We start from the raw sequence: 21,999 nt of genomic DNA on the forward strand, positions 1-21,999 counted from the left end.
CTCCTCCGATGGCGGTGGCTCCTCCGATGGCGGTGGCTCCTCCGATGGCGGTGGCTCTTCCGATGGCGGTGGCGCTTCCGACGGCGGTGGCTCTTCCGATGGCGGTGGCGCTTCCGACGGCGGTGGCTCCTCCGATGGCGGTGGCTCCTCCGATGGCGGTGGCTCCTCCGATGGCGGTGGCTCTTCCGATGGCGGTGGCGCTTCCGACGGCGGCGGCTCCTCCGATGGCGGTGGCTCTTCCGACGGTGGCGGCTCCTCCGACGGCGGCGGCTCTTCCGACGGCGGCGGCTCTTCCGACGGCGGTGGCGCTTCCGACGGCGGCGGCTCTTCCGACGGCGGCGGCTCCTCCGACGGCGGTGGCTCCTCCGATGGCGGTGGCTCTTCCGATGGCGGTGGCTCTTCCGATGGCGGTGGCTCTTCCGACGGCGGCGGCTCCTCCGACGGCGGCGGCTCCTCCGACGGCGGCGGCTCCTCCGATGGCGGGGGCTCTTCCGACGGCAACGGCTCCTCCGATGGCGGGGGCTCCTCCGATGGCGGTGGCTCCTCGGAAGGCGGCGGCTCCTCCGATGGCGGTGGCTCTTCCGACGGCGGCGGCTCTTCCGATGGCGGCGGCTCTTCCGACGGCGGCGGCTCTTCCGACGGCGGCGGCTCTTCCGACGGCGGTGGCGCTTCCGATGGCGGTGGCTCTTCCGATGGCGGTGGCTCTTCCGACGGCGGCGGCTCCTCCGACGGCGGCGGCTCCTCCGACGGCGGCGGCTCCTCCGATGGCGGGGGCTCTTCCGACGGCGGCGGCTCTTCCGACGGCGGTGGCTCTTCCGACGGCAACGGCTCCTCCGATGGCGGGGGCTCCTCCGATGGCGGTGGCTCCTCGGAAGGCGGCGGCTCCTCCGATGGCGGTGGCTCTTCCGACGGCGGCGGCTCTTCCGATGGCGGCGGCTCTTCCGACGGCGGCGGCTCTTCCGATGGCAGCGGCGCTTCCGACGGCGGCGGCTCTTCCGATGGCAGCGGCTCTTCCGACGGCGGCGGCTCTTCCGATGGCAGCGGCTCTTCCGATGGCAGCGGCGCTTCCGACGGCGGCGGCTCTTCCGACGGCGGCGGCTCTTCCGACGGCGGCGGCTCTTCCGACGGCGGCGGCTCTTCCGATGGCAGCGGCTCTTCCGAAGGCGGTGGTTCTTCCGACGGCGGTGGCTCTTCCGACGGCGGCGGCTCTTCCGACGGCGGTGGCTCTTCCGACGGCGGTGGCTCTTCCGACGGCGGCGGCTCTTCCGACGGCGGTGGCTCCTCCGACGGTGGCGGCTCCTCCGACGGCGGCGGCTCCTCCGATGGCGGCGGTTCTTCCGTCGGAAGCGGATCTATCGTCGGAAGTGGTTCCTCCGAAGGCGGCGGCGGAATAATTGGAACGTCCAGCGCATCAAGCACCACTAAAGGAACCGGCACCGTCACTGCGCTACCGCATTCCATGTCACCGGGGTTGAGGTCCAGCGGCGTGCCTTGCACCACAACACGGGTGTCACCCTGGATGCGGATCGACTTACCGATGAGCTTGATCTCGCCATCGTTGCTCATCGTCAGCGACGACTTGCCGCACACGATGGACAGCACCCCTCCAGCCGACAGCGAATAGGCTCCGCCCACTGCGTGCGTTGACGCGCCACCGACCGTGACCGTACGTGCCCCGCCTACCGTCAGAGTGGAGGCGCCCCCAACCGCAGTCTCGTCGAGCCCCCCGATCGAAACGAACTGTCCAAGATCCACGGAATGGAAGGCAACATTCTTCACCCTCATCGAATACTTGCCGCCAACGACCGTGCTGGAAGTCGCCCCAACGGTCATGCTGTGCGCCGCGGCCACGCCGATCGTGTAGTCGGCACCGATCACGTGCGATTCGTTGAGCTTCGTCAGGCGGTTCATGTCCCGCTCAGCCTGCACCGTGAATTCCTCGGCACCCGCCTTGTCCTCGAAGCGAATGCTGTTGTAGTTCTGCAAGCCCCCTTCCATCGACCGGCTCATGAAACCGCTTTGCGTCGCGTTGCCTGGCAACTCATAGGGCGGACGCGTCACCGTGTTGTACAGACTCCCGGTGATCAGCGGACGATCCGGGTCGCCGTTCCAGAAATCGACGATGACTTCCTGGCCGATGCGCGGAATATAGATGCCACCGAAACCCTGACCGGCCCACGCCTGGCTTACACGGACCCAGCAGGAGTCGGTTTCGACGTTGCGGCCATAGCGGTCCCAGACGAAGCGGACCTTCACGCGACCGAATTCGTCGGTCCACAATTCCTTGCCCTCGGGACCCACGACGACAGCCGACTGAGGCCCGCTGACGATCGGTTTCGACGTCTCCCGCGGCAGTCTGAACACTTCGCTCGTCGGCTGTACGTCGAACTTGTTGCTGCAGGTGTACTCGTAACCGCTACCCGATTCATCCGGCGTGCCAATCAGGGCGAGTTTCGTACCGATCACGAGGTATTCGCAGTTCGCAGCCGTATGGTCGTAGTGGGTCAACCCAAACGTCTGCCCGCACGCGAGTCCGCGCACGTTACCTTCGCCTTGCGCTCGCGTGCCCGGCGCGCGCAGCGCTTCCATGCGCGTACGCGCGAGCAGTTCACCGTGGTTGCCGTCGGTGTAGTCGCCCGGCCAGTCGTAGCGCTCGAGCAGGTTCCAACTGGTATCGCGCGGCTGTTGATTGATCGCTCGCATGTCGGCACGCGAACGCGTGAAGTCGAAGTCGCTCGTCACATAGTGACCGGTGCACAAAACTTCCGCCGTCGAAAACGCGCTGATGTATTCGGTGTCGGTCTTGCCGTTCTGCGGTTGGAACGCGAGCGTCCGGTATGCGGAGTTCGGCGACTGGCGGTGCGCGCCGATGTGATCGCACAGCACGAGCCGGTGCTTGCCGTCGGCATGCTCGAAAAACCAGTAGATGCCCCACTCCTCCATCAGGCGTTGAATGAAGTGGTAGTCGGTCTCGCCGTACTGGACCTGGAACGCGCGCGGCTCGTTGGTCGGACTCTCACCCTCGAGCGCATAGCGGCTGACGTCGAGACGCTTTTCGACCGGATACGGATAGTCCTTCAGAACCTCGTCGATGATCTCGATGACCGTCTTGTTCTGGAAAATCTTGTAGTCGGTCGTCAAGGTGGCCAGCCACAGCCAGGGCTTCAGCACGACACGATAGACGTTGTAGCGGCCTTCCCGACGCAGGTATTGCGCGGCGGCGACGAGTCCGGTGATTTCGCGCTGAGCCGCTTCGGGATCGGCGCTCGGCTCGAGGTCGATCGCGACGGTCATTTCCTTGCCTAGCAGCGCCTTCAGATCGAGGTTGGCACTGACGGCAAGCGGCACCGTGTAATTGTCGGGCGTGCGCAACAGCAGTTCGTATTCGAACAGCTTGCCGAGATGCTCGTTGCCCTTCAGTGACATGAACTGCAGCGCCGGCTGCGTCAGTCCGTCCGCGCTCTGAGCCGGCCACCTCGGTATCCCCGCGCTGGATACGGTCACTGCGCGGCTTTGCACACCTATCGCGTTCAAGGGATTACTTGACATGCACTCCTCTAAGTTCTCTTTATCGAAAAGGCGCTACAGCTCATTGGACGATGCGGTGCCTGACGACGCGTCCGTTCGCCTTGCCAGCGTGTTTCCACTGCCAGGGCAACGAAAATCCCGCAGCAACGCGGTGAGTTGCGGTCCCGACTGCCCGCCCGATGTCAGTTCGATAACCGCGTGCCGGTCGTCGAAATTGAAGTCCACTGCCGAGCGGCTCGACGACAATGTCGACGTCGCACGACCCCGGTCGATCAGACGGAACAGCGCCCACGGACCCTCGGTCATCACGGTCGACGTATCCGGACGCACGCGCGGATTCGCGGTGAGGCCGGCCATCGAGCCGCCGCGCGGCCCCGGCCATGTGATCGGGAATGTCGTGACCGGACCGTGCGCATAGCGCAGGCTTTGCCCGTCGACGTCGATGAGCAGATCGGTAATCTCGGGGTCCAGCGACACGACCTTGAGGCCCGCATTCCACGACATCCGGGTCGCGCCGGGATCGCGGAAAAATGTCTGGCGGATCGCCGCGGCGCGCTCGAACGGTTCGAGGCTCGGTCCCTGCATGGGCGGCATGCCGGGGCTGACCGGCTTATAGCGCCACGGCCGTATGCTCGTATCGACACGGCTCGCGAGCGTCTTGTGGAAGAAGTCGTCGAGCAGGCCGCCCGCCGCGAAAACGCGGTTGAAATCGTCGATGTCGACTTCCTGGACGCTCGCGACGAACGGATATTTGCCTTCGACAGCACGGCGGCATTGCGCGCCAACGCTCGATTCGACCTGCATCGTCAGCAGCGAGCCGACGTTGCGGTCCACCTTGCGCATCGACTGCGTCGCGAGGCCCACGAGCACGGCCCGAAACGGCGGCGGCAGCTTCTGCGCCTCGAGCTGCATCGTGGCGCCGAGGTCGTCCGTGGGCGGCATGCTGTTGGTGGCGAGCACGTCGCCGGCGGTCGTCAATCGCGTGTACTGCTCGTTGATCAGCCCGATGACGCCGCCCAGCTGCAGCACGCCGCTGCCGCCAGGCAGCGCGCTCCCGCTATCGGCCTGGCCGGTCACGACTTCGCGCAGCGCGGCAAAGCGTCGGTCGACCAGTTCACGTTCCATCTTCTGCTGCGCGAGCTGACCGATGGTGGCGGTTGCGGCCACGGCGCTCGCGGCGCGCGCCGCCTGCGAGCGACGCATGATCCCGTTGATGGCACTCCCGGCGGCCGACGATTCGTCCGCGCCGTCAGCGACCGACAGCGACGTCTCGCGCGCGGCGGTTCGCGCGAGTCTGGCCAGCGGCGAATCCGGCGCGGCCAGCGTGCGCAGCGTCTGCAGATCGGGCGCCAGCGTGCCTTCGCTGGCGGACACCGGTCTCACGTCGTCGAGAAACTGGCTCCAATAGTTGCCATAATCGGTCAAGTACTGGCGACGGATATCGTCGGCGAGCTTGTCCTTGCGCAGCGCGTTGCCGTTTGCCATGTGCCGCCACCGCGTCGATGTATCGGCCTCGCCCATCACCCACGCGTCCTGTTTGCGCGCCTGCTCGAGAAATTCCGGCAGGCGCTTGTTGAATACCGCGTGATAGCCGTCGTAGGTATAGAGACCGGGGATGCCTCGCGCGAGCGTCGAGCCGTTGGCCAGCATGAACACGGTAGTGGCTTGCGGACCCGCGGCGCTCAGCAGCGTGACGTTCTCGGGCGCCTCCGGCGCCATGCTGTTCATCGCGCGTTCGTAGAGCCGTCCGGACGCCGGATTGCGGCCGAGGAACTCGCGCGCGCGACGCACTAGCTGCGCATTCACCGGTTTTGCCGGCACCGCGGGCACCCCTTCCCCGATCAGCGCGTCGAGGTGTCGCGCCATCACGGTGCGCTCGCCGAGCGGTGCGACGCCGTTGGCGTGCTCCCAGTCGCCGAGCACCCATGCCTTGATCGCTTTCGCGTCGTAGTGCGAGCGATCGAACAGCATCAGGTAGACCGTCAGCGTGCGATAAACGCCGTCCGCGTCCTGTGCGCCGATTTGTGTATCGAGCACCGTTTCGAGCCGGCCGATGACTTGCGGCAGCAACATCTGTTTCAGCAGACCGTAGTAGGTCTCGCCGGCGGCGGCGCTGATGGCGGGCGCCGTATACAGCCCGTAGCGCCATGCGGGACCGGGACTGTCGAGTTCGATGCCGTCGAACTGCGGCAGGTCACGCGACGCTGACAGCATCGACCCCATCGCCCCGGGCTGCGGCGTCTTGCGCTGCGACAGGACCCGCGCGGCGAGCCCATTGGCCTTGGCGTCGATCGCGGCAAGATACTCGCGGTTATTGCCGAAGCTAACGACGAGTGCACCGACTAGCCACACCGCGACGACGATCGCGAGCAGATGCCCGACAACACGCAACGCTCGGAAACGGATTTCCCAGTACAGGTTTGGCCGCACCAGATGCGCTTCAGCCAGGATCACGTGCTGAAACAGATTGCGCAAGAAATAGCCGCGATAGGCGGTAGGCGTAGCGCCACCGGATGACGGCGAGACCGTTTTCGGCGCGGCGCCGAACAAACCCGCAAGCCCGCGACGCAGCCGCTGCAACAGTGTGGTGCTGTCGGCGGACACGGCCTCGTGAGTTTGCGCCGCGCTCGTGAAATAGACGCCGCGCAGCGTGCTGTTCAATTGTGTATCGTCGTATTTCGAATCGAGAAACACCAGCGCGAGCAGTTCATTGAGTTCCGCGCACAGGCTACGAAATTCAGACGGCAACGCATAAAGCTTCTTGCGCAGATCGACCTCGTACACCTCAAGCAGCCTCGTGTTGATGCTGTCTTCGAGTCCCTGCTCCAGCTCACGCATCTCGGCCGCGCAGGCCACGCGCAATGTGTCGCGGCCGTGTGGTTCCGGCTCCTCCTGATAAGGCAGTGTGAAGCCGAAAATCTGCGCGCGGCTCTCCGCCGTCAACGACTGGAAATACTCCCCGAAGCCAGGCAGCAAATCGAGCTTCGTGACGAGTACGTAGACGGGGAATCGAATCCCTAACTGCTGGCGCAGCTCGCCAAGCCGCGCGCGCATCGACGCGGCGAGCGCCTTTCGTTCCGACGCGGGGCGCGTCAACAACTCTTCGACCGAAACGGCCAGCAGCGCACCGTTGATCGGCGCGCGCGGGCGCCGCTTGCGAAGCAATCCGAGAAAGCCGCGCCATTCGGCCTCGTTCGCGCTCTTCAGGTCTTCCGGTTTGACGTCGATCTTCGCGGCGTCTTGCGATGCTGCGTCGTGAACCGTATAACGGCCAGCGGTATCGATCAGCACCGCCTCGTTCGCGAACCACCAGTCGCAATTCTCAGTTTCGACGCGACCTCTCAGCGACGTCGCGGCCATTTGCTCCGCCTCCGGAAAATCCAGACCCGAGTTCAGGATCAACGTCGTCTTGCCGGCCCCCGGCGAGCCCACCACCATGTACCAAGGAAGTTCGTACAGATAGCGCTGGCTTTCGAGCAGACGACGCAGCCCCGCCGGTCCGCCGCGCATGCGTTTGAGTTTGTCGATGGCCTTCGCGACGACCGCGTGAAGCGCGCGGATTTCGTCACGTGCGACAGGGGTCGCGGCCGGCTTCTTCGTGAACGGGTTCAGAACGCGCTGCAGCAGCACGTCGTCGCTGCGCACTGCCCGCCACAGGCGATACAGCCCATAGATCGCGTAGCAGGCAAGCAGCACCGAGATCAGCAGCACGCGGGACCATGTAGTGCCGAGCGTATGCGTTTCGCCGAACGCGAGTATCGGTCCGAAATACCAGAGCGCGACACACAGCAACGCGACGCCGATGACGCCCGGCGACCAGCCGAGCAGCCAGAACAGCAGCAGCAACAACAGCACGACGATCGACAGCGCGCGCGAGAACACGCTGTCGAGCGGCCGGTAGTCGCCAAAAGCGATCAGAGGCCCCACGAACCAGAGAGCCATAGCCGCCACGAGGATCGCGGCGAGCACCAGCGTCTGGCGCGTCAGCACCAGTTTCGATAAGCGGTTCAAATAAGACATCAAGGCTTTCCCGTTAGTGCGCGACGAAGACTTCCACGCGTCGATTGCGGGAACGACCTTCCGCTGTAGTGTTGTCCGCGACAGGTTGGGCATCGCCCTTGCCGACGGCCAGGATGCGATTGGCAGGCACGCCGTGCGCCTTCAATACGTCGGCGACGAACGCCGCGCGCTGTTCCGATAACACCCGGTTGTCGGGAAACTCCGCCGTATGGATCGGCTGGTTGTCGGTGTGCCCGGTCACCGTGACATGGCCGCCGACCCGCGCGACCTCCTGCGCAACCCTGCTCAGCACTGGATCCAGTTCCGGGCGAATGCGGCTTTGCCCCGGAAGAAACACGTAGTCGCCACGAAACACGACCCGGCTGCTGCGCTCGTTCTCTTCGACCAGGACCTGGCCGCGAGCAATCTCATCCTTCAGCAGAACGGACAGGCGCAAGCGCTCGTGAACGACCGGAGCCGCGACCTTGATCGGCACTCCGATCGCGAGAATCTTTGCTTGCAGCGCATTGCTTTGCGCCAGAAGCCGATACTCGTACCAGGCGAACAACGAGAACACGCATAGCGCGGCGACGCCCGCCGTCGCCCAGACCGGCACGCTTTTCAGCAGCCGCATCCTGCCCGGCTCCTCGCCGCGCCAATGCGGCGACAGTTCGAGCCGCAGCGTGTCGCGCGTGCCGCTGATGAGCGTCAGCATCCGCTGCCGGATCTGCTCCAGATGACGTGGACCGTCCGCGGCAACGCTGTAGCGTCCTTCGAATCCCAGGCTGAGAATGCGATACAGCACCTCGAGTACGTCGATGTACTCCTGGGGGTCGGTTGCCATGCGGCCGATCAGCAGGAAGAACTTCTCGCCACCGTCCACTTCTCCTTCGAAGTTCAGCAACAGACCCCGTGCGGCCCAGATGCCACCGCTCCCCCAACGCGTGCGGTTGGCGGCTTCGTCGAGCGCGGTGCACAGCGCGTAACGAACAGCCGCCACATGTTTCCACGGCAAACCTGCCTTGTCGCAGACCTTCTGGAATGCGGCGACCTCACGCACCAGCAGCGAGCGCAAGCTCGCGACCGCGGCCAACGAATCGAGCGAAGCCGGCATGTCCGCCAACATGCGCAACAAAGGCTGTGCGGCTTCACGCAACGGATTGCGCGCGGTCTTCATGCGCTCGAGACGCGTCTGCACCTCTTCCGGCGGATCGAAGGAGGTCGCATCCACGACCGGTTCCTGATTGGCGGCGGCCGCGGTTGCGGGACGGCCCGCGGGCAATCCAGACGGCTGGCTCTGGCCAGAAGCGGAGTTCTCGGGGTTCAGCAGAAAGTCGAACGCATCATCCCCGTATGCGCCGGTACTCATTTTTGACGCACGCCCCACAGTTCAAGCTTGAGTTCCGGGAAGTGTCCGGCGACGTGCATGGCAAGCCCTCCGTGCCGTGCAATCTGCTCCCAGAACGGTCCGGTACGCGACAGTTCGAAATATATAAAGCCCGAGTTGAACGGAATCTGGCGCGGAGGAACCGGCAGCGCGGCTATGGTCAGACCCGGCAGATGCGAACGGATCAATTCCGGCAAGCGCTGTGGATGGCTGATCTTCGTTTGGGCAAGAAACTGCTGCTGCAGCAATTCCGAAGGCATCTGCGCGCCCACCGCGAGCACGAGGCTCGAATAGCCTGCCAGTTCGTTCGGCAACATGGCGGCCGTGCGGATGCCGTGCGCCTGCTCCGTAAGCGCAATCGGCTGCGCACCGCGAATCAACACCTGGTTCAACAGATAGTGAACCTCCTCGACGAGCGGCCTGATACTGCTGTAGAGCTGCGCGTGGTCATAGCCTGGAGCAGGCCGCGGACGACGCGTTTGTGGACGCACGAAGGTCGAAAGCTCGCCGGCAAAAAGCGCGAGCTCGCGATACAGGTTTACCGGCGCTGTCTCCTCGAGCTGGCAAATATGTTCGAGCAGCGGCTCATAGCGATTGAGCACCTGGAGCAGCAGATAGTCGGCCACTTCGGCCGCCGCGCCCGAACGGCCATCGGCACCTGACAGACGAGCGGCGAGCGCGTCGGCGCGTAGTCGCGCGAGGCCGTGCAGCTGCATCGCCCATTCGCGCAGCAGTGGATTCGCGCCGTAGCCGGTCACGGGCGGAATGTGGTCGGTGCTGTGCAGCGACACGGCGCCGTCCGCGTGCAGCGCCTTCACGCGCGTCAGCGCAACACCGATCCAGGACTGTGTCAGCTCTTTCTCTGGCAACAGCCGCAGGCGCAGATTCGACAGTTGGACGGGCTTCGGGCCCTGGCCGATCGCATTGCTGTCGCGCAGTTCCGTGTCGTACGCATGGTAACGGGCCAGCGATCCGCTCTGCTCGGTGAAGGCGGTTTCCTCGGTATTCGGCAGGCGAAGCGGGATCGCCAGGTAAATCACCTGCTCCTGATGTTCCGGTCCGATCGTCAGTGGGGGCGGAGGCTGCGTCAGACCCGGCACCTCGAACGGCGTGCCGTCCGGAAATACGCCGAGCCCGCTTTTGAATACCAGCTTGCCGAACGCGAGCGATTCCTGATCGATTTCATAACGGCTGAAGCCCCAGAAAAACGGGCTCAGCGGCGCACTGCGGCGATGCGCGAACGACTCGAAATATCGTTCCTGCTGCTGAAACAATTGCGGGCGCAGGAAAAGTCCCTCGCTCCAAACAACTTTGCTATACCAACTCATTGATATTAGTCTGACTTTGAAATCGAAACAGTGCGCTGGTCAAGCTGGATCGTCAGCTTCTGTTCCTTGTCTGGAAGAGCCATCCTGTACCATGCGGCGTCGGGCGCGACTGGCAACCGGTACACCGCGCGCCAGACTGATTTCCCGAGATCCCGGTAGCCGGCCAGCACGCCAATTGCGGTAGTGGCGGCATTCGACTTGCGGACGATCTCGCGGGTGTCGCCGGGACGCAGAATGAATTCGTCGACGATCAGCGCGTCGTCGCCAAGGATTTTTTTGTCGTCGCTTTGCAGCGTGAAAAAGTCGGCGGTTTGAAACGCGGTGGGTGACTTCAGTTCGTAGATCCGCACGAGGATCGGCGCCGCCGTTCCCCACTCGTTCGGATTGACGTTCTCGTTTGCCGCGATCTGAAGCCGGAGGGTCGTTCGCTCCTTGATAACGGGAGCCGGCGCGCCAGCGCACCCGGACAGCCATGCGCTCACCCCGCTTAGGGCTAGCCAGCCCCCGATGCTCAGCCATATCGCGAAGCGAGAAAGAAAGTTCGAAACCATCTGACGGTATCAAGGAGGTCTCGCACGTAGTCCTGAATGAACCAGGATGCCTGCATCCAGCCCGGCATCCTGGCTAACAGTCTTGACACTGTCCACCGGACAAAAGAGTGGTGGTGTCAGGATTCAGGAATCTGTGCGACTTTAGGCTTTGTTCTTCTTGATATCGAAGGTCGCCGTGATCGCACCGCCGCTGCCGCCTTGCGCGTTCTGCACCACATATTCCTGCTTCAGGCGAGCAAAGGACAGACTCACCGTTTCGCGGGGACGTGATTCGCTGTCGCTGACGCCGGAGGGATGCACCGAGGTAACCAGCACGTCGCTCATCGTGAATTTGATGTATTCGAGCGGATTGCCGCCGGCTTTACGCACGACCAGCTTCGCTTCATCGATGTGCTTACCGGTCAGGCAGTATTGCGTCAGATTGGGCGTTGCACGATCGATGAAATGCTCGAACGTGAAGTCTTCGACCGTTGCCCGGCCGGCGCCACCGCCGGAACCAACGTGCATATTCGATTGCTGCGTAACGCCCCACCCCCAGCTCAGAACGTCGATTTCATCCTTGTGGTTAGCGTCTGCCGACTCACCATCAATCCCGTTAATCTTGAGAAAGATGTCTTGCGCCATAAAAGTACTCCTTGGTACACGTTAGTTTTGAGTTGCTCAATGAAAGCCAGGCATATTTAGTGAGCGCCTGTCCGTCGCTCAATCACCGCATAAGCGGTAGACGCAGGATCAGGCGGCTTCCTTCACGAGCGGCAGCTTCGCGACGAGACGCAAAGAAACCGTCAGACCTTCGAGCTGGAAATGGGGGCGCAGGAAGAATTTCGCCTGGTAATATCCAGGATTTCCCTCGACGTCCTCGACGACCACTTCGGCCGCCGCCAGCGGTCGACGTGCCTTGGTTTCCTGCGACGAATTCGCGGGATCGGCGTCGACGTAGTTCATGACCCATTCATTGAGCCACTGCTGCATTTCGTCGCGCTCCTTGAATGCGCCGATCTTGTCGCGCACGATGCACTTCAGGTAATGCGCAAAGCGCGAGCATGCAAACAGATACGGAAGACGCGCCGATAGATTCGCGTTAGCAGTTGCGTCCGGATCGTGGTACTCGACCGGTTTCTGCAACGATTGCGCACCGATGAACGCCGCGTAATCAGTGTTCTTGCGGTGGATGAGCGGTATGAAGCCACTCTTGGACAATTCCGCTTCGCGGCGGTCGGAGATCGCGATTTCCGTCGGGCACTTCATGTCGATCCCGCCGTCATCCGTCGGGAACGTGTGACACGGTAGGTTTTCAACCACACCGCCGCTTTCCACGCCGCGAATCAGCGTGCACCAGCCGTAGTTCTTGAACGAACGGTTGATGTTCACCGCCATTGCGTAGGCCGCGTTCGACCATACATAGCGTTGATGATCCGCGCCGTCGGTCGCCTCTTCGAAATTGAATTCGTCGACCGGATTAGTCTTGACGCCATACGGCAGACGCGCAAGAAAACGCGGCATTGCAAGGCCGATGTAACGCGCGTCTTCGGAACTGCGCAGCGAGTTCCAAGGCGCGTACTCGAGGTTTTGCGTAAAGATCTTCGTCAGGTCGCGTGGGTTCGCGAGTTCCTGCCACGAGTCCATCTGCAGCACGGACGGCGCCGCGCCGCTAATGAACGGCGCATGCGATGCTGCCGCCACCTTTGCAATCGAGCCCAGCAGGTCGACATCGGCCGGTGTGTGATCGAAGTAGTAGTCAGCGACGAGACAGCCGTACGGCTCGCCACCCAACTGCCCGTACTCTTCCTCGTAGATTTGCTTGAAGAACGGACTCTGGTCCCACGCAATCCCTTTATAGCGCTTCATCGTGCGGCGCAGATCGTCCTTCGACACGTCCATGAAGCGTATCTTCAGTTTCTCATCCGTTTCCGTGTTCGCGACGAGGTGGTGAAGTCCACGCCATGCGCTTTCAAGACTCTGGAAATCTTCGTGATGAAGAATCAGGTTGATCTGTTCGGACAATTTGCGATCGATCTCCCCAATAATCGACTCTATGTTTTTGTAGGCGTCGTCCGACACTGTTGCCGATGTAAGCAGTGCTTGCTGAGCGAGCGTTCGGACAGCCCCCTCTACAGCCTCGCGCGCGCGCTGCGTTTTGGGCTTGAATTCGCGCGACAGGAGTGCATTGAAATCGGATTGATTGGTCACGCTCGCCGTTGCCTTGGCGCGCGTATTCGCTTGAAGTTCGGCCATCATTTCCCCATTGTTTCAGGCTGTGCTTTCGTGCGGAAAGCAAAGATCATTCGTCGGTCACCGGCTCGCCGGTGGTTGCCGCTTCCGGTTTCGGCGCCTTGGCAAGCGCTTCGAGCAATGCAGGGTCTCTCAACACTTTGCTGACCAGGTTTTCCGCGCCACTCTTGCCATCCATATACGTTTGCAGATTGGCGAGTTGCGTACGCGCCTCCAGCAGTTGCGCGAGCGCGTTAACCTTCTTCGCGACGGCTGCGGGCGAGAAATCGTCCATGCTTTCGAACGTGATATCGACCATCAGCTGACCTTCGCTCGTCAGCGTGTTGGGCACCGCGAACGCGACACGCGGTTTCATGGCCTTCATTCGCTCGTCGAAGTTCTCGATGTCGATATTGAAGAACTTGCGATCGCCGACGGCGGGCAACGGTTCGAGCGGCTTGCCCGACAAGTCGGCGAGGACGCCCATCACGAACGGGAGCTCGACTCTCTTATCGGAACCGTAAATTTCGACGTCGTATTCGATCTGGACGCGAGGAGCACGATTACGTGCGATGAATTTTTGAGAACTGGTAGAAGCCGACATAGTGCTCTGAGGTTATCGCTCAAATAAAATAAGAAGCGGTGGCACCGCTCGTTTTCACTTAGGAAATGCGCTATCCGGTGATGTTATGTCTCGAAGCAGCGTGACGATATGGGCGGTTGCCCAAAATTCGGTCTCGATTGCAAGAACAAATGAGGGGTTTGACGTGCCACGAATGCTGCCACTTGGACGGATACCCGCGACGAGTACTTTTATTGGGCGCCTGAATCGGGAATAAGGGTAATTTCGGCACGACGATTCTTCTCGCGGTCCTGAGTATTTTCATTGCTGGCAATCGGCCGCGTGTCGCCATATCCCTGAATGGCGAAACGTGTCACGGGCAAGGAAGCAGTGTTGACGAACCAATCGCGGATGGCCTGTGCCCGTGCCTCGGACAGCTTCTGATTCGCGACGCTGGAACCCATGTTGTCCGTGTGACCCGCGATCAGGATCCGCTTGTCGGGATTGGCGCGAATCAGATCGAGAACGCCTTTGAGTCTCGGCTCTGCACCTGGCTTCAGCGTCGTCTTGCCGCTGTCGAACAACAGGAAATTGTCGATCGTCACAGCGTACGGCGGCGAATGCGCGGGAATCGATGGTGAATGCGATGTGGCGGTCACGCGTTCAAGCGCGACTTGCAACCGCTTGCCCCGATACAGTCCCCAGCCGAGTCCCGTCGGCACACCGTTGCTCGCATAGCGAGCCAGCTCGGCGGAATGCCTGCGCAACGATTCGAATCGCTCACGCTTCGCGTCGGCACGGGCTGTGGGTATATGCGTGTACACCTCGAGGTCGTCCGCGACTCGCGCGACCAATCTGCTGTTCGACCATGCTGACACACCAACCGATACCATCAGGACGACGGCCGACGCAGCCACTGCGTGCAGCATTGCGGAGTACGGTCGGCCCCGCTCGCTCTTCGAGAACCGGACGCTCTCGTTCCGCACAATGGTCCTGAGTAAGGGTAGAGACAGCGGCTGCGGCTGCGCCTTCGGCGTCATCAGCGGCGGCCGCAGCGTGGTTTTTCCGGTTAGCCATCGCGACCAGGCGCCGGGACGCATCGGTGGGTGTCCGATATCGGCCAACAGCAAGCCACGCAGCGAGAGCGGCGCGGTGTTCGCGAGCGACGAAAGTATCGACAACAGCGCCGCATCTTCTAGCCAGTCGAACACTGCGTGTCCCAAGCCGGCACGCGAGGCACGTTGCGGCCGTGCGACCGCGAGCCATGCCTGGTCCAGCTGTTGCCTGAGTGCTTGCGCATGTTGCCAAGCGGTTGCGGTCGCGAGTGGCGTTGTCGACAAACTGCTTGCATCGCCGAACCAGACCGGTTCCACTGCGCGGTCGCGATTCGCGCCGAGATAAGCGTAGATCGCGAGATAGCAAGGTAATACGAACGCCCGGGGAGCGGTGCTTGCGGCGATTTCATGCTTCCAGCGGGTAAATTCGCGGCGAATCACCGCGTCGTCGCACTCAGCGTCGGGAACAACGGGCATCAACACAGCATCCGGCGGACGTTGATACGACTCCATCACCGTGTCCAACACGCTGGACAGCGCCCCGGGGGACGTGACATGAAACCACACGGCATCAACGCTTCGGCGCAGCGTGGCTGCTTGGCCATCGCGCGCAAACAACGCACCGGCATGTGGCCCGGCGACAAGAACGATCGATAACTCGCGCATGTTCCCGGTCTGAACGTGCTGGTCCTCGTGGGTCGGCTTCGATCGCCCGCAAGTTGGCAATACCGCCGTGCCCACCGCCGTCAGCAGAACAAGGCTAAGCACAACGGGCCACGACGGTTGAAGGGCAAGCGGCAAACACAGCCAGATCAGGCCGGCAACGGAGACAGCGACCCAGATCAGCGCCGCTCGGTAGCTGTTTGCGGAAATCATTGCGTACTCTGCGGGGACGATGATTCAGGTAGATCACTTATCGCAACGTCCAGGCTAACGTCCAGCGCCGTCCATAGTGACGCGACGGCAATCGCGCCAGCAATGAGCACGCCGGCGGTCCTGCGCGAAAGTGCGATGCGTGATATGTCCGCCGGCCGAATCGAATTGGACGGTGTCATGGCGGTTTTCGGTGCGTCGGGTGTGGACAACGCCGCCGTATCACATCTATGCCAGTTCAACTCCAATCTCGCACGCTCCAGATATGCGTTCGCGTCTCTGCGTCCGCCGTCGAAGCCCAGCCCCAGCAACATGCTGTAGAACTCGAGTCCGGCGAGATCTCGGCCGCCGCCATCCACCACCGTTCCGATCCGTTCCCAAACCAATGCAGTGCCATCGCGCACGCCATGAAAACGCCTCTGCAACGGGTCACGCAACCATTCTTCGTGCTGGTTGGAAGGCAATGCATGCAGCGTCAGCTCATCCAGCAGAACGCACTGTGCGAGGCTGACTTCCTGGATATCCGTTGGCGGAAAGTTTCGATCCTGCATTTGCTGCTGTAGCGTTTCGATCAACGTGCTACAACGCGCGCGCCAAAAAGGAACAGCCGGCATTTGCGCGCCGTCGGACAGCAGTGCCGCATGCAAGGCTGTCGCTCGCATCAGCGCGACCGTTGAATCAAACATCATATAAACGTATGCGCGCCGGCACCCTCAGGGCATTTCGACGACATAGGTGACGAATGTACTCACAGTGCCAGCCGTGGCTCGACCCGTTGCGTAGTAGCTGGCAATGAAATCCACCGGCGTCGGATCGGTGGACGTGATCGGAATGACCTTCATCGTGGATCGGTCGCCGACCTTGATCCGCGATCCGTCCGCATTCGCCAGCATGACCTGTACATTCTTTGCCGATGTCGTGCCGCCCGCGTTTTGCAGGTCCAAATTTCCCGTATTGGGATCGGTCGACGAACCGCTCTCGAAATACACGCGCGCACCCGTCTCGCCGCTTGGGCATCGGATCGTGATGGTGAAGACCTTTGAGCCATCCGCCACTCCGGCTCTCGGCAGCGATTGCGTCGAAAGCCTCGGCAATGTGACCGTCATGTCGGGCGAACTGACCAGCGAACACGTCGTCGCGTTGTAGGTGCCACTAAAGTTGAGCGTGACCGAGGGCGATCCTTGCGCATATACGCAAACTGATCCCAACAGCGCACTCGCGATCAACCCGGCAGTTGGTCCGGCAATTCGAAAGTATCTGCAAATATTTTTCATTTTCTGACCTCCACTGTCGGCGGAATCATCTGAGCCGCAGCGCTGGCGCTGACCGGGCATCGGCCTTCGCCTTCAGCGAAGAGAACTGACAAGCGCCGCGCCCGCTGAACGCCGCGCGACGGGCTTTGCCGGCGCAGACCAGACAAGCGCTGGATCACAGCTCAGTTTGATGCGCGCAACGATTCCCGCGTGAGGGCTGCTGTCCGCTTTGTCGTCGGCTGGCACCGTGTACGGCATCACGCACTGCTCCGCTGCGCGGTTGCCCCAGCGCACCAGCAGCTTGCCTTCGTGCTCGAGGCCGCGCAGATACGCGAGACCGCCCTGACCGACGATGCCCACCGATTTCTCGGATTCATCGAACAACTCGGCGCCCATCGGCATGGCTTTGCCTTCCCTATCCATGACCTCCGCGAAGATAGGTGTGCCCTGCGTCGTCGCAATCTTCACCTTCACCAGCGAATTCGCGCGCGGCACGACTTCTTCACTCGTGTTGCCCAGTTCAACGTCGAGCGGCACGTCGCTCGGATCCAGCGCGACCGTGTTGACCCGGTATGGCGTCAACGAAGACACCACCGCATAGCCGTGGCCGTCGATTCGCGCGCCCTGGCCATTGATAATCCGGCCACCCTCTGCGCCTTTCGCTTCGACGAGCGCGAAGGCCTGACCGAGTGGCGGGCTCAGCGTGACGCCGCCGCTGTGAATGACGACCGCGCCGTCGGCGTTGAATGCGGCTTGACGGGTCTGATTGCTGATCGATGCATTGAGGTTGTACGTACCGAACGGCGCGCGATACATCGCGTAACCGCCTGCGGAAACGGTTCGATTGTCGCCGGCGACGATCCTCGATGCGTTGACACCGTAGTTGATCGGCGTGGCTCCGGTCGTGTTGCCCGACGCAGTGGCCTGGATCGTGCTGTCCCCGTTCGAGCTGCGCGCAACGTTGGTGGTCAGATAGTCGAACGTACGATGCTCGTTCGAGTCGACCTTACCGAGCGGAATCGTCAGGTTCAAGCCTACCTGCGTGCTGATCTTCGAGTTTTGCAGGCGCGTGCGTTGCGCATACAGCGAGTAGGACACCCGTTTGTACGCGCTGTTGAAGCCAACCTGATATTGCAGATCGTAGCCCTTCGACGCGCCCCAGTAGTTCTGCGAACTGCCGGCGATATAAAAAGAACTAGACTCGCCGATCGGTTGGTTGACGTTCAGTTGCAGACGGCTGCGCGTGCGGTAGTCATACTGACCCGTGATGTCTCGCGGGCCATATCGCGCGTACATCGCGTCACGCAGGCTATAGAAGCGTGCGGTCGAATAGCGGTAGGCCGCAACCGAAAAATTCGTGTTCGGCCCCGGAAGAAGCTTGCTGTAGCTGATCCGGGTACTGTAGCCGGGACGACCACCCGACATGCCGGGAATATTCGTTCCGGCCGCGGTTACGTCAAACGCGAATGCGCCGAGCGGCGTATTGAGCGCGACACCGACCAGCCCTGCCCAATAACCTTCCGCGAACTGTGCACCGGTGTAGCCGGTCCACAGGTTTGTCAGGCCGCGCTGATAAACCGCCTGCGCTACCCACGGATGGCTATCCAGCACGGTATCGCGATAGACACCGGTCGTCAGATTGAAACGTGAAACACCTGGCCGCAACAACTGCGGGACTGACGCGAACGGAACCAGAAAAGTCCGCTGGCGGCCGTCGGATTCTGCAATAGTGACCTGAAGGTCGCCGCCATAGCCGGTAGCCGGCAGGTCGCTCAATTCAAATGGCCCCGGCGGTACGCTGGTCTCCGCGACGATGACGTTGTTCTGACGGACGATGATGCGTGCATTGGTATCGGCCACGCCACGCACAACCGGTGCGTAGGAGCGCATGGAATCCGGCAACATGCGGTCGTCGCTCGAAAGCTGGACGCCACGCACGTTGAACGAATCGAAGACGTCACCGCTCGTCGAGCTGTCGCCGATCGTCAATTGACTCTTCAGCGCCGTGACATCGTGCTGCGCGAACAGCGCGACACTTTGCCAATGCGCGTCGGGACTCCGGTTCTGCAAGCTTGCCGTGGCCCACTGCCGGAAACGCCAGCCGTTCACGTTTAATCCGCTTTGCACACCGAGGTAGGCACTGGTGAAGTCTCCGCTCCCATTGTTCTGGTGAGTCGTATAGCTGGCGAGACTGTATTGCACGAAGCCTGCGTTGATCCCGTTGTCCCAACGGGATGGATCGACATAACCGGCAGCCTCCTTGCGCAGTTCGATCTGTGGAATCGACAGATCGAGCTGGAGATCGGCGGTGTTGAACGATGCCAGCGATCCTGGTATGGCTTCCGCCAGCGGCACGCATTGCGATGACGCATCTGCATCGTCGACGTCGCCCTTTCCGGTTTCCGTTAGCCGTTGGATCACGTGTTCAGTATCTACGCCAGCCCGGTCCAGGCTGGGTATCGTGAAGCAGGGCCTGGCGATATCCGAGTCCGGCACCGCCTGAAAAACGACATCGAAGCGTCCACGCTTCTTACCATTGACGAGCAGTTCGACCGGATAGACACCCGGAGCAACAGGATTACCTCGCGTATAGCGCGACAGATCGGCGACGTTGCCCGTGAAGAACGCGGGATTGAACTCGACTTCTTGCGGAGCTTCCACAGACGGCGCATTCGATGTCGGCAGGTCAGATGACGCATCTGTATGCGCAGCTTCTACGTTGGCACCAACTGCCTGCTGCGGCAGTTCGGACGCCGAGCAGTCACTGGGCGGCGTCGCCCCGCCCGAATCCGACGCACATGCGGCGACCGCGGAATTCGCGGAAAAGACCCAGCCCGACGCTACGATTGCCGCCCACGCCAGTGGGTGGAATCGGAAAGGGACATTAGTGAATACTGTTGCAACCGCCGTCTTACTATTCCGCACGCCCGACATACCGTATTCCAATTATTGATTCTTTTGCGCTTCCGCGCTTTGTACTCCTACCACCACCGCCGAGTCCTTGATCGCTGTGCCGAAGTCGTTCAGAACTGTGTAGGAAACCGTGGCAGGAGCTTTGATATCCAGCTTTCCTTCTTGTGGATGGAGATCAACGTGCCCGAACGGAGGTGCCATAGTGGGCAAAAGAGCGACTTTCTTGCCTGCCGTCTCTACTTCCGCCATGCCGACGGAAATGTAGTAGGGCGATGGGTTGTCGAGACGAACGACCTTCTGACCTTTGTCATCCGACTCGACATGCCACTTCAGTTGAGCTCGCCCCGCCGTTGGGTCATCGAGCAACGATGTGGGCCGGTAAAACATCTTGATACGCGTGCGGAACGCGAGCTGAATCATGTTCCGGTCATCAGCGTCCTTAGGCTTCGGCGGAATTTCCAGAACGTTCAACCAATAGACTGTTTCACGGTCAACCGGCAGGTCGCCGCCCGCGAACATGATGCGCAAAGCCTGACCTCGGTGAGGTTCGACTCGAAATACGGCTGGCAACAACGTAAACGGCACCTTGATTTCATTCGGCGCAGCTGCCGCATCGCCGTCGTCCAGCCACGCTTGGACCAGGACCGGGCGGCTCTCAACATTGTTCAAACGAACGTTGACTTCACGGTTTTGCGCCGGATAAATAACTCGTGTACCGGTAATGGTGATAGCAGCTTGTGCAGCAAACGACGCGACACTGCACGCTATGGCCGCAACCAGATATCTAGAGAATTTCATTGAAGACACTCGCTCCTCCACGCGACCGATAAGCGGAATGTCACTTCGGGTTGCCTTCCGAGAAGAAGCGCAACCCGATGCCATTCGGCTTGGACTGGCTTACTGATATGCCAACGTGTAGCGAACAACAGCCGTCACGTTACCGGCCGTGGTTTTGTTCGTTGCGTAGTACCGGCCGCCGTAGTTCATCGTTGCGGTGCCGTTGCTCGCGATAGGAACGAACGAACCCGTGCTACCCAGAAGAATTGGCGTATTGCCATCACTGTCAAGCAATTGCACTTCGACATTGGAAGCCGGCGAAGTGCTTGCCTGATTGATGGCATTACGCGTAGCCGGGTCCATGTTCGTGGTCTCGAAATGCGCCGCGACATTGGTCAGCGTTGCCGGGCACTGCGACACCGAAATTTCGAACATCCTGGAGCCGGCGGTTTGCCAGCGGCAACCAGCGACTGGGTAGACAGGGTAGGCAGCGTGACCGTCTTGTCGTCGTCACCGGCGTTAATCACGCAGGTGTCGTCGATCAGTTCGCCGTTGAACGTTACCTGACCTGTGCCCGGTGCGGCTTGAGCGAAAACCATCGGCGCGACGGACAGGCCGGCCACCGCGATCATGAGTTGCGTCACTTGTTTTTTCATGAGATTCCTCTTTGTTGCTATTTCAAAACTACACACCCTTGTGAAGCCGGAGCTCCCCAGCGATCGTCAAGGCAGAGGAATGATGTCATTGAAGAAGGTCGGTGTTAATGGGCCGATACCCAAAATGAAATACCATATGGGACAGCCGACAAACGGCGTGTCGATCCTCGAACTGAGCCGATGTCAGGACCGCCAGACGGTTGGGGAAAGGCGCCAGGAGAACTACAGAATCCGCCTGAGGATCGCGGCAATGGCTACGAGCAGGACCACTCGCGCACGATCGTGACGAGTTCTACGTCGTTTCTGGCACCCAGCTTCTTCATGCCAGCGTTCTTCTGATTGCTGACGGTCTTGGGACTGCGATTGAGCCGCTCGGCAATTGTGGCGATCGACATGCCGTCGCAGATCATTCGCACGACTGTCGACTCATTTTTAGACAGCAAATTGAGAGAAGAACCGCCTTCCGCTGCGCGCGCCGTTGCGCGCAACATCTTGTTCGCAATGGAATCAGGCAGAAAGACGCTCTTATTCTTGGCGGCACGAATGGCAGCGGTCAGGCTGACAAAGCCCTCCGGCCCCTTACCGACAAAGCCGGCCGCCCCCGCATTGAGCGCAGCCGAAATGATGTGCGTGGAAGAGTGCGTACTCAGGAACACTACTCGTAAGGTTGGAGCGACACGCCGGATGCGGTCAAGAAGATTGAGACCATCGGCATACGGATCGCCTTCGAATTCGTAGTCGCACACGAGCACATCGACTGGTACTTCAACCAACAGCTGGAGAAGCTGGCCAATCGTTTCGCTTTTGAAACAGACCTGAATATCCGGACAACGCTGGAGAAGATGCTCGACGCCGAGGAGAATGAATGGATGATCGTCGGCAATAGCCACTCTGATTTTGTTCACT

At 61.4% G+C, this 21,999-nt stretch carries 13 protein-coding genes and 2 pseudogenes; all 15 read right to left on the minus strand.

All coding sequences use genetic code 11. The features are described from left to right. Positions 1-1,377: 1,377 nt before the first annotated feature. Positions 1,378-3,549 (minus strand): annotated as a pseudogene (locus G5S42_RS46060) (type VI secretion system Vgr family protein); the annotation flags it as partial. Positions 3,550-3,582: 33 nt separating this feature from the next. After that, positions 3,583-7,548 carry a type VI secretion system membrane subunit TssM gene (tssM, locus tag G5S42_RS36240; protein ID WP_176111532.1) on the minus strand — a complete coding sequence of 1,322 codons (3,966 nt, stop codon included), beginning with the start codon at positions 7,546-7,548 and terminating at the stop codon, positions 3,583-3,585. Between the two features lie 13 nt (positions 7,549-7,561). Continuing rightward, the gene (gene tssL / locus G5S42_RS36245; protein ID WP_176111533.1) at positions 7,562-8,896 is read right to left on the minus strand and encodes a type VI secretion system protein TssL, long form; all 1,335 of its coding nucleotides are present in this window, start codon (positions 8,894-8,896) and stop codon (positions 7,562-7,564) included. Continuing rightward, the gene (gene tssK / locus G5S42_RS36250; protein ID WP_176111534.1) at positions 8,893-10,242 is read right to left on the minus strand and encodes a type VI secretion system baseplate subunit TssK; all 1,350 of its coding nucleotides are present in this window, start codon (positions 10,240-10,242) and stop codon (positions 8,893-8,895) included. The genes tssL and tssK overlap by 4 nt, the downstream gene beginning before the upstream one ends. Before the next feature lie 5 nt (positions 10,243-10,247). After that, positions 10,248-10,793, minus strand: a complete 546-nt coding sequence (gene tssJ / locus G5S42_RS36255; protein ID WP_176111535.1) for a type VI secretion system lipoprotein TssJ — start codon at positions 10,791-10,793, stop codon at positions 10,248-10,250. 141 nt (positions 10,794-10,934) lie between these two features. Then, a complete protein-coding gene (locus G5S42_RS36260; protein ID WP_176111536.1) occupies positions 10,935-11,417 on the minus strand; it encodes an Hcp family type VI secretion system effector in 483 nt (160 codons plus the stop codon). 108 nt (positions 11,418-11,525) lie between these two features. Beyond that, entirely contained in the window at positions 11,526-13,028 is a 1,503-nt protein-coding gene (gene tssC / locus G5S42_RS36265) for a type VI secretion system contractile sheath large subunit (RefSeq protein WP_176111537.1), read from the minus strand. Positions 13,029-13,074: 46 nt separating this feature from the next. Continuing rightward, a complete protein-coding gene (gene tssB, locus G5S42_RS36270; protein WP_176111538.1) occupies positions 13,075-13,608 on the minus strand; it encodes a type VI secretion system contractile sheath small subunit in 534 nt (177 codons plus the stop codon). 209 nt (positions 13,609-13,817) lie between these two features. Further along, complete coding sequence (locus G5S42_RS36275) at positions 13,818-15,497, minus strand: OmpA family protein (protein WP_176111539.1); 1,680 nt, start codon at positions 15,495-15,497, stop codon at positions 13,818-13,820. Further along, positions 15,494-16,183, minus strand: a complete 690-nt coding sequence (locus tag G5S42_RS36280; protein WP_176111540.1) for a DotU family type IV/VI secretion system protein — start codon at positions 16,181-16,183, stop codon at positions 15,494-15,496. The genes G5S42_RS36275 and G5S42_RS36280 overlap by 4 nt, the downstream gene beginning before the upstream one ends. 24 nt (positions 16,184-16,207) lie before the next feature. Then, a complete protein-coding gene (locus tag G5S42_RS36285; RefSeq protein ID WP_246392318.1) occupies positions 16,208-16,828 on the minus strand; it encodes a fimbrial protein in 621 nt (206 codons plus the stop codon). A gap of 12 nt (positions 16,829-16,840) precedes the next feature. Further along, positions 16,841-19,681 carry a fimbria/pilus outer membrane usher protein gene (locus G5S42_RS36290; RefSeq protein WP_176111541.1) on the minus strand — a complete coding sequence of 947 codons (2,841 nt, stop codon included), beginning with the start codon at positions 19,679-19,681 and terminating at the stop codon, positions 16,841-16,843. A 12-nt stretch (positions 19,682-19,693) separates the two neighbouring features. Next, positions 19,694-20,458, minus strand: coding sequence for a fimbria/pilus periplasmic chaperone (locus G5S42_RS36295; RefSeq protein ID WP_176111995.1), 765 nt, complete (start codon positions 20,456-20,458; stop codon positions 19,694-19,696). 99 nt (positions 20,459-20,557) lie between these two features. Then, a pseudogene (locus G5S42_RS46065) lies at positions 20,558-21,093 on the minus strand (fimbrial protein). 254 nt (positions 21,094-21,347) lie between these two features. Beyond that, the gene (locus G5S42_RS36305; protein ID WP_176111542.1) at positions 21,348-21,998 is read right to left on the minus strand and encodes a response regulator; all 651 of its coding nucleotides are present in this window, start codon (positions 21,996-21,998) and stop codon (positions 21,348-21,350) included. Between the last annotated feature and the right edge of the window lies 1 nt (position 21,999).

This window comes from Paraburkholderia youngii, from assembly GCF_013366925.1.
GTDB classification, from domain to species: Bacteria; Pseudomonadota; Gammaproteobacteria; order Burkholderiales; family Burkholderiaceae; genus Paraburkholderia; species Paraburkholderia youngii.

What these genes read in the sequence shown, in the direction of transcription:
- tssM (WP_176111532.1), bottom strand. Translation starts at nt 7,548, where the DNA reads ATGTCTTATTTGAACCGCTTATCGAAACTGGTGCTGACGCGCCAGACG.
- tssL (WP_176111533.1), bottom strand. Translation starts at nt 8,896, where the DNA reads ATGAGTACCGGCGCATACGGGGATGATGCGTTCGACTTTCTGCTGAAC.
- tssK (WP_176111534.1), bottom strand. Translation starts at nt 10,242, where the DNA reads ATGAGTTGGTATAGCAAAGTTGTTTGGAGCGAGGGACTTTTCCTGCGC.
- tssJ (WP_176111535.1), bottom strand. Translation starts at nt 10,793, where the DNA reads ATGGTTTCGAACTTTCTTTCTCGCTTCGCGATATGGCTGAGCATCGGG.
- G5S42_RS36260 (WP_176111536.1), bottom strand. Translation starts at nt 11,417, where the DNA reads ATGGCGCAAGACATCTTTCTCAAGATTAACGGGATTGATGGTGAGTCG.
- tssC (WP_176111537.1), bottom strand. Translation starts at nt 13,028, where the DNA reads ATGGCCGAACTTCAAGCGAATACGCGCGCCAAGGCAACGGCGAGCGTG.
- tssB (WP_176111538.1), bottom strand. Translation starts at nt 13,608, where the DNA reads ATGTCGGCTTCTACCAGTTCTCAAAAATTCATCGCACGTAATCGTGCT.
- G5S42_RS36275 (WP_176111539.1), bottom strand. Translation starts at nt 15,497, where the DNA reads ATGATTTCCGCAAACAGCTACCGAGCGGCGCTGATCTGGGTCGCTGTC.
- G5S42_RS36280 (WP_176111540.1), bottom strand. Translation starts at nt 16,183, where the DNA reads ATGATGTTTGATTCAACGGTCGCGCTGATGCGAGCGACAGCCTTGCAT.
- G5S42_RS36285 (WP_246392318.1), bottom strand. Translation starts at nt 16,828, where the DNA reads ATGCCCGGTCAGCGCCAGCGCTGCGGCTCAGATGATTCCGCCGACAGT.
- G5S42_RS36290 (WP_176111541.1), bottom strand. Translation starts at nt 19,681, where the DNA reads ATGTCGGGCGTGCGGAATAGTAAGACGGCGGTTGCAACAGTATTCACT.
- G5S42_RS36295 (WP_176111995.1), bottom strand. Translation starts at nt 20,458, where the DNA reads ATGAAATTCTCTAGATATCTGGTTGCGGCCATAGCGTGCAGTGTCGCG.